Annotated in this window: 8 protein-coding genes and 6 pseudogenes; 11 read left to right on the top strand and 3 right to left on the bottom strand. The window is 36.2% G+C overall.

Annotation, left to right across the window (positions count from 1 at the left end; all coding sequences use genetic code 11):
• Positions 1–170: 170 nt before the first annotated feature.
• Positions 171–600, bottom strand: a pseudogene (locus B5P40_RS08575) (tyrosine-type recombinase/integrase); the annotation flags it as partial.
• On the opposite strand from B5P40_RS08575, the gene B5P40_RS33365 reads away from it, so the two are divergent.
• The 3 genes from B5P40_RS33365 to B5P40_RS08565 are packed head-to-tail and all read left to right on the top strand — an operon-like array spanning position 576 to position 1,350.
• Positions 576–758, top strand: coding sequence for a hypothetical protein (locus B5P40_RS33365; RefSeq protein ID WP_258402128.1), 183 nt, complete (start codon positions 576–578; stop codon positions 756–758). The pseudogene B5P40_RS08575 and the gene B5P40_RS33365 overlap by 25 nt on opposite strands.
• A complete protein-coding gene (locus B5P40_RS33360; RefSeq protein WP_098343272.1) occupies positions 748–852 on the top strand; it encodes an HNH endonuclease in 105 nt (34 codons plus the stop codon). Before B5P40_RS33365 ends, B5P40_RS33360 begins: the two co-directional genes overlap by 11 nt.
• 18 nt (positions 853–870) lie before the next feature.
• Positions 871–1,350, top strand: coding sequence for an SMI1/KNR4 family protein (locus B5P40_RS08565; protein WP_113709134.1), 480 nt, complete (start codon positions 871–873; stop codon positions 1,348–1,350).
• 153 nt (positions 1,351–1,503) lie between these two features.
• On the opposite strand, the pseudogene B5P40_RS08560 reads toward B5P40_RS08565, so the two are convergent.
• Together B5P40_RS08560 and B5P40_RS08555 are read right to left on the bottom strand one after the other, a co-directional pair.
• Positions 1,504–1,643 (bottom strand): annotated as a pseudogene (locus tag B5P40_RS08560) (tyrosine-type recombinase/integrase); the annotation flags it as partial.
• 87 nt (positions 1,644–1,730) lie between these two features.
• Positions 1,731–3,053: an MFS transporter gene (locus tag B5P40_RS08555; protein WP_113709132.1), complete on the bottom strand. Its 1,323-nt coding sequence runs from the start codon at positions 3,051–3,053 to the stop codon at positions 1,731–1,733.
• A 384-nt stretch (positions 3,054–3,437) separates the two neighbouring features.
• On the opposite strand from B5P40_RS08555, the gene B5P40_RS08550 reads away from it, so the two are divergent.
• From B5P40_RS08550 to B5P40_RS08515, 8 genes and pseudogenes are all read left to right on the top strand, one after another.
• Positions 3,438–4,550 (top strand): RNA-guided endonuclease TnpB family protein, encoded by a 1,113-nt coding sequence (locus tag B5P40_RS08550; protein WP_113709131.1) that lies wholly within the window; start codon positions 3,438–3,440, stop codon positions 4,548–4,550.
• Between the two features lie 141 nt (positions 4,551–4,691).
• A pseudogene (locus tag B5P40_RS08545) lies at positions 4,692–4,823 on the top strand (Two-component sensor kinase citS); the annotation flags it as partial.
• Positions 4,824–4,859: 36 nt separating this feature from the next.
• A pseudogene (locus B5P40_RS08540) lies at positions 4,860–5,012 on the top strand (DNA-binding response regulator); the annotation flags it as partial.
• Positions 5,009–5,983: a tripartite tricarboxylate transporter substrate binding protein gene (locus B5P40_RS08535; protein WP_113709130.1), complete on the top strand. Its 975-nt coding sequence runs from the start codon at positions 5,009–5,011 to the stop codon at positions 5,981–5,983. The pseudogene B5P40_RS08540 and the gene B5P40_RS08535, both read left to right, overlap by 4 nt.
• Positions 5,984–6,071: 88 nt before the next feature.
• Positions 6,072–8,611: pseudogene (locus B5P40_RS08530) on the top strand (MrcB family domain-containing protein).
• Positions 8,586–11,030: a restriction endonuclease-like protein gene (locus B5P40_RS08525; RefSeq protein WP_113709159.1), complete on the top strand. Its 2,445-nt coding sequence runs from the start codon at positions 8,586–8,588 to the stop codon at positions 11,028–11,030. The pseudogene B5P40_RS08530 and the gene B5P40_RS08525 overlap by 26 nt, the downstream one beginning before the upstream one ends.
• A 288-nt stretch (positions 11,031–11,318) precedes the next feature.
• A pseudogene (locus B5P40_RS08520) lies at positions 11,319–12,548 on the top strand (type I restriction-modification system subunit M); the annotation flags it as partial.
• Positions 12,545–13,819: a restriction endonuclease subunit S gene (locus B5P40_RS08515; RefSeq protein ID WP_113709129.1), complete on the top strand. Its 1,275-nt coding sequence runs from the start codon at positions 12,545–12,547 to the stop codon at positions 13,817–13,819. The pseudogene B5P40_RS08520 and the gene B5P40_RS08515, both read left to right, overlap by 4 nt.

Here is a 13,819-nt window from a genome sequence, read left to right as displayed (position 1 = left end):
GTCTTTAATTAAATAGTTTTGAATCTGTATTCTGGTGAAATATATAGTAATCATGTTTTTTAAGTAGAAAATCGAGTCAGAATCAGCTCCAATTTAATTCAAAGAATTATTAAGTAATGTTTTTAAATCTGATTGTATATCAAATTTTTCTTTATGTTGATCATATATGATTAGATATAGAAATTATCTAGTATATTATCTTTTTCTTCTTTATTGATTCCAATATATTTAAGCGTAATTTGTGGTGTACTGTGGTTTAATATTTCCTGCAACATAGCCACGTCTTTTGTTTGTTTATAGAACCAATAGCCGAAGGTTTTGCGCATGGTGTGTGTACCAATGGATTCTGCACCGGAAAAATCTCCGGCTTTTTGCAGTTGTCGATAAGCCTGGATTTTACTAATGGGCTGATCTCCTTTTCGGGAAGGGAATAACCAGGTATTTTCTAGGGTTTGGGCATAAGAGTATACTTCATTAAAAATAGAGGTAAGATTAATCATGCGTTCTTTCTTCATTTTTCCCTCTTTGATCTTGAATTCTTTTCTTTTTTCTCTTTTTTCGTTTTATTATGGTTTGTGTTTCGATTTGTAGTAGATCACTTTATTGAGAAAAGTTTAATACCTGATGTTCCTATGAAATTAGGTACACAATATCCTGATTTTAAGAAAGCTGGTTTAATTATTAAATCGGATGAGTTACCAGAGGAAATGTGGTTGGCAAGTGAAAAACAACAATTTAAATGGTTAGATGCCAGGTAAAATGGAATTAGTACCATTTGGAATACATAATAGCATATTTCATAAAGGTGGGCGGAGTGAAGGACATTGGTCTTATAGATCTAAAGGTAGGTAAAGAAATGGAGGAATTAAAATGAAGATTAAAAATGGTAGTGAACTTCAATCACCAAATGATGAATTAATTGAATCATTTGAGGAATATTGTGAGATAAAATTACCAAATGATTTTATAGATTTTTTGAAAAAATATAATGGCTCTATTCCAATTACTAATGTTTTTTCACATGAAAAAAATGAACTTTTAATTGAACGTTTCTTATGTTTGTTGGAGGACCCAGAAGAAGATGATGATGATGATGAAAATGGTTGGTATGATATAGAGGTTGTATTATCTGATATCGATACTCGTTTAACGGATGATGAAGATTTAACAGGGATAAATGTTATTCCGTTTGCTGTTTTATTCGCAGGTGATTTTCTTTGTTTAGATTTTAGAGAAAAAGAAATACCATCTGTTGTGGTATGGTATCATGAAGAATCAGAAGAGTTGAATCCGGTAACTAGTGAAGTTGCAGATAATTTTAGTGAGTTTTTAAGTATGTTAAAAGAATAATGTAAGAAAAGTAATTAAATTTTATTTATGGGTTTGAATTTGTATTAAAGTTTTTTGTTTTTAATATTTTAATTAAAAAAGAAGACTAATATTTGCTTTTTAGTCTTCTTTTATTTGCTTTTTAATAGGTTGATATATATTTTTTAAAAGAAATTAAAGGAGAAATGTATCAAGGATATTATCCTTTTCTTCTTTATTGATACCAATGTATTTAAGTGTAATTTGTGGTGTATTATGATTAAGGATTTCTTGCAACATCGCCATATCTTTTGTTTATAGAACCAATATCCGAAGGCTTTTAAATTATATATGAATGAATTATGCTTTTTTAGATAAAGAAAATCGAGTTCAGGTAAACGAAGAACATAGAATACGTAATTTTAACTAGATTTATTATTAGCTAGTTTATCTCCACCACCAAGCTCCGCCTCAATCTGCGAAGTTTTCGATGACTCATCCATACGCCAATACGTAATAAAGCTTATCGCGATACATCCAGCTACGTAGAAGTAAAATAGTGATTCCATTCCAATACTCTTTAGCCATAATGCGATGAACTCGGCTGTTCCGCCAAATATCGCAACGGTTAGTGCATACGGTAAACCTACAACAAGTGCGCGAATTTCAGTTGGGAAGAGTTCGGCTTTTACAATTGCGTTAATGGAAGTGTAACCAGTAACGATAATGAGGCCGACCATCATGAGTAAAAATGCTACGATTGGTTCTGTCGTTTTTTCCATAAAGAAGAAGATCGGTGCTGTTAGTAACGTTCCGAGAATACCGAAAGCCATTAATAGTGGGCGGCGTCCGATTTTATCGGATAATAGCCCTGCAATTGGTTGAAGTACAACGAATATAAGTAGTGCGGCAAAGTTAATCCAGCTTACAACTTCTTTCGGAAGACCGACTGTATTTACCATGAACTTTTGTAAGTATGTTGTGTACGTATAGAATGCGACAGTGCCTCCTAGTGTTAGGCCGACTACTGTTAATACTGCTTTCGGGTGTTTCATAAGAGCGCGAACGGTTCCTGCGCTTTCGCGGTTTTTCGATTCCATGTTTGAGAACTGCTCTGATTCATCCATTGTACGTCGAAGCCATAATACAGCTACTGCTCCCATCGCACCAATAATGAATGGAATACGCCATCCCCAAGCTTTCATATCTGGTTCGCTTAGTAATTGCTGAAGAACAATTTGAACACCTAACGCAACCATCTGTCCAGCAACGAGCGTTACATATTGAAAACTTGAATAAAAACCACGGCGTCCACTACTAGCCATCTCAGATAAATATGTTGCGGAAGTTCCATACTCTCCGCCAAGTGATAACCCTTGAAGTAAACGAGCAAGAACTAAAATAATTGGCGCCATAATACCGATGCTTTCGTAACTAGGTGTACAGGCGATAATTAAAGAACCACCGGCCATAACCGTAATGGAAAGCGTTAATGCTGCCCGGCGTCCGTGCCGATCTGCATAGCGTCCCATTAGCAAACTTCCAATAGGGCGCATTAAAAATCCAACTGCGAAAATAGCGGCTGTGTTCAGTAACTGACTTGTTGGATCTCCTTTAGGAAAGAACTCTGCTGAGAAGTAAACAGCGAAAGCAGAGTAAACGTACCAATCGTACCATTCAATTAAATTGCCGACGGAACCTTTGAAGATATTGCTGGCGACTCGGCTTGATTTTGCTTGAGCCATATTAATTCCTCCTCTTACTTATAAATAAAATGATAATTATGAAAGCGTGTTCAATGTAGTTGAATTGTACTGTCTTCGGAATAAAATCTCAATATTATGACATTTTTATTCTTTTTGTACTTTATGTACATGGAGAGTTTTAACATATTATCCGAAAGAAGTCTCCTTCCTCCAGCGTGTGAAAAACGATAGTCTAGCGGTAGGTGGGAGATGAATTTCGGTTTGGCGTAGCCAAACATTTGGTTTTCCTATTTATTTCGCCCCTGATATAATCAGTCTTATAAGAGGTAAAGTTTGGTATAACAATGAAAGTAGATAATAATCAGATTGTGTAATCACCGTCATAGCTTATGGGAAATGAAGCGAAAAGTGAGGTGAATGGATGTGCCAAAGCAGAATAAGGCGTACAAGTTTCGTTTGTATCCTACAGAAGAACAAGCACATCTCATACGTAAAACATTCGGATGTGTACGCTTTGTGTATAATAAAATGCTGACTGAGCGGAAAGAAATATACGAAGCATACAAAGAGAACAAGGAAGAACTGAAGAAACAAAAATTCCCTACTCCTGCGAAATACAAAGTGGAGTATGAATGGTTGAAAGAAGTCGATTCCTTAGCATTGGCCAACGCGCAATTAAATTTGCAAACTGCGTATAAGAATTTTTTTAGTGGACAAAGTGAGTTTCCTACATTCAAAAGTAAAAAGAGTAGAAAATCCTACACAACGAATCGAGTTAACGGAAATATTATGTTATTTCATGGTTATATCAAATTACCGAAATTGAAAATGGTGAGACTGAAGCAACATAGAGAAATACCGCCAAACCATATCATCAAATCGTGTACGATTTCGATGACACCAACTGGTAAGTATTACGTGTCTATTTTGACCGAATATGAAAAAGAAATCACTCCAAAAGAAGTAGAACGTGTAGTTGGATTAGACTTCGCAATGGCTGAATTGTATGTGAGTAGCGAAGATGAGAAAGCCAATTATCCTCGCTTTTATCGTCAGATATTAGACAAATTAGCAAAAGCGCAACGAGTATTAGCAAGACGTGTGAAAGATTCGGAGCGCTGGAATAAACAACGCATTCGTGTCGCGAAGTTGCATGAAAAAGTCGCCAATCAACGTAAAAATTTCCTTCATCACAAGTCTAAAGAATTAGCTACGAGTTTTGACGCTGTAGCAATTGAAGACTTACATATGAAAGGAATGTCACGAGCACTACGCTTTGGTAAAAGTGTAGCGGACAACGGTTGGCGGATGTTCACGACATTTTTAGCATATAAGCTACAAGAACAAGGAAAACAGCTTGTAAAAATAGATAAATGGTTTCCTTCTACAAAGATGTGTAGTCGTTGTGGAAATAAAAAAGAACTGCGATTATGTGAACGCATGTATGCGTGTTCGTGTGGACTCACAATCAGTCGTGACTATAACGCAGCTATCAATATCAAAAAGGAAGCCATGCGGTTATTAGCATTGATATAAATCATGAGAAATAACCTTTGGAACAAGGGAGTTAGCTCGGCTGTCCTAGGACAAATTCGTTAGCTATCAAAAGTAGCGATGAACCGAGAAGCCCCCACTTTGGGGTAAGCTCGTAAGAGATACTAAGTGGTGGGTAGTTCACTAAAAGGTATTGAATCTAACATACTGAGCAGAACAAAAGAAATCATACTCTTCTCATTAGCGGTATTATTAGCCGGCATTGTTGGTGGCATTCTTTTAGCAGGTAGCATTCGTAAAGATACACTCAGTTTATAGCCGAATGAAATCGCAGCGCTATACCGGGAACAAATAGAAGAAATGGGAGAACAAATGGGTGCCTCCAGAACAACCGCAAGAAGATATTTAGAATACTTAGTAGCGACAAACGAATGCACAGTAGAATACACATATGGCATTATCGGACGACCAGAACGAAAATATCGCATAGGACGAGGACTATGAAAAAACGATTATTACTATGTATATGGATCATGATAGGAGTAATAGCTGGTTGTTCTGTAGAAAAAACGCACACAAATAAAGTGAACATAGAAGAAGTAGAAATCGTTGCGCCAAACGTTCAAGGGGCAGGATGGGACTTAACAGCACGAGCGATGCAAAAAACGCTGACAGAAGAAAAAATCTTCACAAAACCAATCACTGTCACAAATAAAGTAGGTGGCAGCGGTGACGTCGGATGGAAATATACGAAACAAAAAGGCGGTCACGTACTGGCGATTAACTCAAGCTTACTCATAACGAACAACCTACTAGGCCACAGTAAACTAACATATAAAGACTTCACCCCGCTCGCAACATTAGCATCGGACTGGGAAATCGTTGTCGTCTCAAAAGACTCAAACATAGACAACGCAAACGAACTAATGGAACAACTAAAACAAGACAAGAAAAACTTCAAAATCGGCGTTGCCCCCGGCCTAGGAAACGACGATCACCTATCCTTCGTACAAGTAAGTAAAGCATTTGGCATAAACCCTGCCGAACTACAATTCTTCGTCTACGAAAACAAAGAAAAAATCATAAACGCCCTAATGAACAAACAAATTAACGCCGCAACAATGACCCTATCCGAAGCCGAAAAACAATACAAAGCCGGCAAAATAAAAATATTAGCCGTATCCGCACCAAAACGACTAGACCGACTACCAGAAATCCCAACATGGAAAGAACAAGGAATCGACGTCATCTTCCAGCACTGGAAAGGTATTATGGGGCCGAAAGATATGACTGAGGAAGAGGTTGCTTATTGGGATAGTATTATTAAGAGAATGGTTGAGAGTGATAGTTGGAAGGGGATTTTGAGGGAGCGGGGTTGGGAGAGTTTTTATAAGGATAGTGGGGAGAGTAGGATATTTCTTGAGGAGAGTAGTCAGGAGTATGGGGAGCTAGTGGGGAATAATAGAAATTATTAAATCATACGGTATGGCGTATGATTTTTCTTTTACACATAGTTTGGTAAAATAGTAGTAATTGTAATTTATTGTAACGGTGGGGATGAAAATGTTAGAGCAACTCATAATTGAATTGGCTAAATCAACGAAGCAGGTTGAAGATATAAAAGGTAATAAACCTTATTTGGTTATAAACAAGGATGATGAAGGATTATACGTTGAAACTAAACTTTCACTTGAGCAATATGAAAAGGGCGAGACAGCAATATCTTATTTTAAAGTGAGTTTTGAAATTCTTAAGAATGCTTGGGAAAAACTTATTGATGTTCGTAAGGTAAAGCATGAGGATTTTGGGCAAGTGGGAGAATGTAATGCTTTCTTGGTAGCTTTTTTTCTCAGTTTCCATTTGTGAATGTGACTGGATCGCGAGCTATTACATTTAAAGAATTCCAAACTGATAATCTACCGAGTGAAAAATATGATAAAGTTATGCTCTTTTTAGAAGAGGTAATGAATGATACATATAATCCGATTAAGTTACGTGAACAAACGGATGAAAATTTATATAGTAGGAAGTCTCGTGCGCGTCAAGATTTAAGGTTACTGGGCTTTTTGAATGAATCCCATGAAATGAATAAGCTTCTATTAAATGAATATGTTCAATCGGAAGATAAAAATGTCTACATTGTCCAGTTAGTTTTAAAGCAGGAATATTTCCGTTATGCTTTATTTGTTCTTGGAGTGTTAGAGAACTATTCAAAGGATGAAAAGAAAGAAGCTTTAGTAGATTTAGGAATGGCGATTGTCCGAAATTCATTAGGGGATAATTTGATGGTTGAATCAGTAGCGAAGCGGCGTACGAATAACTTACTAGATTGGCTTGAACAAGTAGGGTTAGTTAATAGTGAATGGATTCCATCTGAACAATAAATAAAAAAGGATGGAGAAAAGGGCGGTAGTATGAACAGTAATTTACGTGAAAAGTTTTTAATGGTTATGAATGAGTATTTACAGGCAAGGACAGAAAGATTTGCGGGCCATAAAATGGGATCGGTTGTTAGGAATGAGATGACAACGGAAATAACGAGGTTACCATTTATTGATCATAATCAGTATGTTGTCACAGGATCAATTGGACAAGGAAACTGGGCTGCTGTTCCATGGCTTGCAATTATGAATAAAGATATTACGACATCTACGCAGCGAGGATATTATATCGTTTATTTATTTAGTGAAGATATGGAGCGATTATATTTAACGTTGGCACAAGGTGTGACGGAAACGTCTAAAGAAGAGATGCAAAAGATTAAAGAAGATATCCGCGAGCAAATACATATGTCCCAAAAGGTGAAGAAAGATGATGAAATCTTCCTAGGGACAAGTCTGAAAGCGAAAGGATATGCGAATTCAACAGCGGCTTATATTGCGTACGATGCTAATAAAATGCCAAGCGAGAAAGAGTTAGTAGAAGACCTAGAAGAAATGCTTCGCTATTATGAGGGGTTCATAGCTTATAAAGAGGAAGGAACGAAATATGAAATGATTTATGAGAGGAAAGAAGTGTATTTAGATCAACAATCAATTATCGATCACGTGTCTTCTTATATTCAAAGTAAAGGTTTCTTTTATGAAAAAAAGGATCTTATTAATTTCTTCCTGTCATTAAAGACGAAGCCGTTTGTGATTTTATCAGGCATTTCGGGTACAGGGAAAACGAAAATTGTTCAGTGGTTTGCAGAGAGTTTAGGAGCAACGGAAGAGAATGGACAATTTACGCTTATTCCGGTTCGACCTGATTGGAGTGATAGCTCTGATTTACTTGGTTATGTGAACCTTCAAGGGGAGTTTCAAGAAAGACCGTTAATTAAAGTTCTTGAAAATGCAGATGCAAATCCAAATAGGCCGTATTTTGTAGTGTTGGACGAGATGAACTTAGCTCGAGTGGAATACTACTTTAGTGACTTTTTAAGTGTAATTGAAAGTCGTAAGTGGAAAGATGGAAAAATTGTTACGTCACCAGTACTTCCAGAATCAATTACGAATAAGCGCATTATAATTCCGTCAAATGTATATATTATCGGGACGGTAAATATGGATGAAACGACACATCCGTTAAGTAAAAAAGTATTAGATCGTGCGAATACAATTGAATTTAATACCGTTAACTTAGATTATTTTAATTTCTTAATGGATATAGAAGAGAAAGAGGCTGAAATTGTTTCTAATCGTTCTTTAGCAACCGAGTATCTTCATTTAAAAGAATGTTTTAAAGAAAACGAAGATCTTGTGAGAAACATATCAAATATTCTAATAGAAATAAATAAAACCCTTGAATCAGTTGGAGCCCAAGTTGGATATCGTATACGAGATGAAATTTGCTTCTATATGGCATACAACGAAAAAGGAAAGTTATTGTCATTCGATGAAGCACTTGATTATCAAATATATCAAAAGATTTTACCGCGTCTTGCAGGTAGTGATGGAAGAACAGAAGAGGGATTAAAGCAGTTGTATGTATTATGTGCAAATGAAGAATATGATAGCGGCAATAATGATGCTTCATATGCTAAGTATCCTCGATCAGCTAACAAGCTCTCTCATATGTTAAGGAGGTTCGAGTATGATGGTTTCACCTCTTTCTGGATCTAATAATGAGATAGAGCTAGTTAAGATTGAAACAGAGGAGCTATCATTGACGATTAAAGGAAATCCTTATCATGAGAAATATGAGAGTTTAAAAGAATATCACACTATGAACGCAGATGAGATGATGTATTTTCATGTAGAGGGGAAGGCAGAATCTGTTTCTGTATTTGATGCGAGATTGCAGAGGCTAGACGAATGGAACGAACACCCGCCAATCTTTTTTGAGAATAGAAGTTATCAGCTTGTTGTTGTTCCGAAAAATAATAGGCAGTTTTCTTTTTATCATGAACATCCGGGTTTTCGAAAACAAGTTAGTTCTATTCAAATGGGGTCACTTCATGTGTTAATGGGGAATCTTTCATTTCCGAATGAAGTAGGAAATACAACGTTTGAAATTAAAGATGATAAAGATACTTTATTAACTGTTACATTTGAAGTTTTCCCGGCAAAGCTTGATTATAAGGATGATTACAGAGCTTTATTAGATGAGGTAAATGATGAAATTTATAATTTAGCGTTTCATTTACTAAAGAGAACTTACTTAGGAGCATCTACAATTTACGCTACAAATCCATCGAAGAGTGAGTTTTATCGTATTTTAAATGATTCCTTTGGGCGATTTATGAAGTCGATCTCTCACATTAAAAGACAACCGCATCATACGCTTATGACTAGGCATCAAGTTGTACGGGGAGAAAAAATTCGTAAATTGGATTCTGTCGGAATGAACTATTTGCGAAAGCGACCACACTTGTTGCAAGGAGAAAACAGTATACCGACTAAAGGGATTACAGCTTATAAGGAAGTGTCTTATGATACGCTGGAAAATCGATTTGTTAAATGGATGATTCAAAGAGTGGTACATAAAATAGATGATCTACTTAAGGCGCTAGAGTCAAAGTCTAGATATACTCGTGGTGTAACTGATGAAGATTTGTTAGAACGTGTAAAAAATATGAAGTATCGAATGAAAAACGAGTTGAACGATCCATTTTGGAGAGGAATCGGAAATTTGGATCGCTCAGTCTTTTCACTCGTTATCCAGATGGCGGCAGGCTATAGAGAGGCGTATCAAATCTTCTTAATGCTATCGCGAGGTTTAACATTACGAGGACAAATTTTCAAAATGTCGGTAAAAGATGTTGCTAGATTATACGAATACTGGACGTATTTAAAGCTTGGACAAATTCTATCAAAGAAATATATACCGCTCCATCAAGAGGTTATCCAAGTTAAACAAGATGGTTTATATGTAACGCTAGATGAAAGTAAAACTGCGAAAAGAACGTTCAAACATCCAGAAACAGACGAGGTAATCGAACTTTACTTCCAGAAAAGAAACGGTGGACTGCCAACAGTTACACAAAAACCAGATACGATGCTCGCTATTGAGAAAAAGGGAAAGAGCTATCAATACCAATACATTTTTGATGCGAAATATCGAATTGATTTTGCTGAAAGCTCTCATTATAAAAGGAAGTATGGCACCCCTGGTCCAATGGAAGAAGACATTAATACAATGCACCGCTACAGAGATGCATTAGTAGTAGAACAAGAAGGACCATTTGAACGAACAGCTTACGGAGCATACGTATTATTCCCGTGGAACCAAGAGGAAGAGTATGAGAACCATCCATTTTATAAAAGTATCGAAAAAGTAAATATCGGTGGCTTCCCGTTCTTACCAAACGCAACAAGACTAGTCGAACAATTTTTAGATCACCTTATTGAAAAGAGCCCAGAAGAAATTATAAGAGAAGGCATCCTTCCAAGAGGAACAAAAGAAGAATGGCACTCCTCACTAGAAGAAAAAGTATTAGTGGGCAGCGTGAAAACCGAAAACGACTATGAAATGTATAGAAAGAATGGCTTATATCAGTTACCAGTCACACAACTAAAACCAGGATGGCAAGAAGCGAAGTATATAGCATTATATGCACCGAAAAAATGGCACGGAGAAAAAGGTGGCATTCAATACGTAGCAAAAATAAAGCATATTCAAGTGCAACAAAACGATGACTATGTACATTTCGAACTAGAGCCATGGAAAAAACTAGACCACCTCATCCGCCCAGTAGGATATGGCATTCAAACATACACAATAACAACTATGTCGTTATTAAAAGAAGTACAAGAACTCCCAGAACTTTTCATGAAATCAAAGGAAGAACGAACTCTGTGGAAAACGCTGCGTCGTTTTACGAAGCAAGTTAAGGTTGAGCTGGATCATCTTAATTTAGATGAGGCATCTTCTGTTAAGAACTATTATGTGCAGGATGTTCAGATTTGGGTTGATTATGAGAATGGGGCTGTTATGGTGGGGAGAGATGGGTGTGTTAAAGAAGTTCCTATGGAGTTGGTTGTTGGGAGAGGTTCGGTGTTGTTTAGAGAAGTTTTAGAAGTGTTAAATGTTGGAGAATAGCAGTAATTTAGTTTCCGTAAGTATGGAACTATGTACATTAATAAATAAATATAATAAAAAGTGCAATTATAATTAGATATTCAGATATATTGTTTTTTTCTTGAAGGCGTAAATCTTTGTTTCAAATGTTTCGCTTGGACTTTTTACATGTTCTTTTGTTAGTTCATTGTCAACCTTGAATAGCTTTTTCTCAGGGTAGTTTCTGGGTACTACTTGTGAATGTGTGGATTTAGGGAATCTTAGTTGAAAGGGATTTTATGAATGGCATGATTTTCTTTAGATACAGATTTAGCTGCTATATTTTCTGCTATTGAAAGTTCAGCAAATGGTTATCCTTCTGAATTGGATATTAAAGGATTATTCGCAGATTTTGACACGACAAGCAATAGATTAGGAAATACTGTAAAGGATAAAAACAGTCGTTTAGCTGCTGTCATTAAAGGCGTTGAAGGGCTTAATTTTGGTGATTTTGAAGATAGTCAAATTGACCTTTTTGGTGATGCCTATGAGTTTTTAATCTCTAATTATGCTGCCAATGCTGGTAAATCTGGAGGAGAATTTTTTACACCGCAGAGTGTGTCTAAGCTTATTGCTCAATTAGCAATCCACAAGCAAACAACCATTAATAAGATTTATGACCCTGCAGCCGGTTCAGGTTCATTGCTATTACAAGCAAAAAAACAGTTTGATGATCATATTATCGAAGATGGTTTTTATGGACAGGAGATTAACCATACAACTTATAACCTTGCTCGTATGAATATGTTTTTACACAATATAAACTACGATAAGTTTAATATTGCTTTAGGAAATACGCTATTAGACCCTCACTTTGGTGATGAAAAACCTTTTGATGCTATCGTATCTAATCCACCTTATTCCGTAAATTGGATTGGCAGTGCTGATCCAACACTTATTAATGATGAAAGATTTGCTCCTGCAGGCGTATTAGCCCCAAAATCTAAAGCCGATTTCGCCTTTGTGCTTCATACGCTTAGTTATCTTTCAAGCAAAGGTCGTGCTGCTATCGTTTGCTTCCCTGGTATTTTTTACCGTGGTGGTGCAGAGCAGAAAATTAGAAAGTATCTGATTGATAATAACTTTGTTGAAACGGTTATTTCATTAGCACCTAACCTTTTTTATGGAACTTCAATAGCGGTTAATATCTTGGTTCTCGCTAAGCATAAAACCGATAATAAAACTCAATTTATTGATGCAAGTGGAGTAGATTTCTATAAAAAAGAAACCAATAATAACATACTTACAGATGAACATATTGAGCAAATCATGAAAATGTTTGACAGCAAAGAAGATGTTGACTATGTTGCAAAATCCGTTGATTATGATGTAATCGTTCAAAATAATTATAACCTATCTGTGAGCTCCTATGTGGAAGTAAAAGACACAAGGGAAATCATTGATATAAATGAGCTGAATGCAGAGATAAAAACGACTGTAGCAAAGATAGACCAACTTCGTGGTGAAATTAATGACATTATTGAGGTGCTTGAATCATGATTAAGCCGAATTATATGGAGAAACTCCTTGAGGGGGTTGAGGTTGAGTGGAAGACTTTAGAAACTGTAATTAAGTCATTAAAAACGGGTTTAAATCCTCGTAAAAAGTTTCAATTAAATACACCTGATTCAGAAGGATTTTATGTGACAGTCCGTGAAATACAGAATGGGAAAATTGTATTTCTTGACAAGACAGATAGGGTAGATACTAAAGCTTTAGAATTAATAAATAACCGTTCTAATTTAGAAAGTGGCGATGTTTTATTTTCAGGAACTGGAACTGTTGGACGTACTGCCGTTATAGAAACTAAACCTATAAATTGGAACATTAAAGAAGGGGTTTATGTGATAAAACCTATTCAAGAAATTATTAGTTCAAAATATCTTTCTTATTTACTTAATTCTCAGGATATTGTAAGCGATTATAGTAGAAAAATTGTTGGTTCACCTGTTGTGAGCTTACCAATGGGCGAGTTAAAGAAACTCAAGATCCCTATCCCACCCCTTAAGGTACAAGAAGAAATCGTTCGTATGTTGGACATCTTTACAGAGCTTACAGCAAAGCTTACAGCAGAGCTTACAGCAGAGCTTACAGCAGAGCTTACAGCTCGTAAAAAACAATATACCTATTATCGTGATAAGTTGTTCACTTTTGACGAGGGAGAAGTTGAATGGAAGACATTGGGGGATGTGGGCGAATTTACACGAGGTAAGAGGTTTGTAAAAAACGACATGCTTTCAGAGGGTTTCCCATGTATTCATTATGGTGAAATGTATACGCATTATAATATCTGGGCAGAAAAGACAAAATCGTTTGTTAGTTATGATTTAGCTTCAAAGCTAAGAGTTGCAGATCATGGTGATGTGGTAATTGTTGCCGCTGGAGAAACAATTGAAGATATTGGGAAAGGTACTGCTTGGCTTGGCAATACGGGAGTTGTTATTCATGATGCTTGTTTTTCATACAGAAGTTCTTTGAATCCTAAGTATGTTTCATACTTTTTACGCACCAAGCACTTTCATGACCAAATTAGGAAACATATATCTTCGGGGAAAATCTCAGCGATTAATACCAATGGTTTGGGTAAAGCAAAAATCCCCATCCCACCCCTTGAAGAACAAGCCCGCATCGTTTCTATCCTCGATAAATTCGATGCATTGACATCATCAATTTCCGAAGTTTTACCTCGTGAAATAGAGTTGCGTCAAAAACAATACAATTATTACCGTAATATGCTTCTTAGCTTTCCAAAAGAGGAGGTAGAAGCGTAA

This window comes from Bacillus sp. SRB_8 (assembly GCF_003264205.1).
Taxonomy (GTDB): Bacteria; Bacillota; Bacilli; order Bacillales; family Bacillaceae_G; genus Bacillus_A; species Bacillus_A mycoides.
The sequence above is the reverse complement of the archived record's forward strand: the minus strand, read 5'-3'. Positions and strand labels throughout refer to the sequence as shown.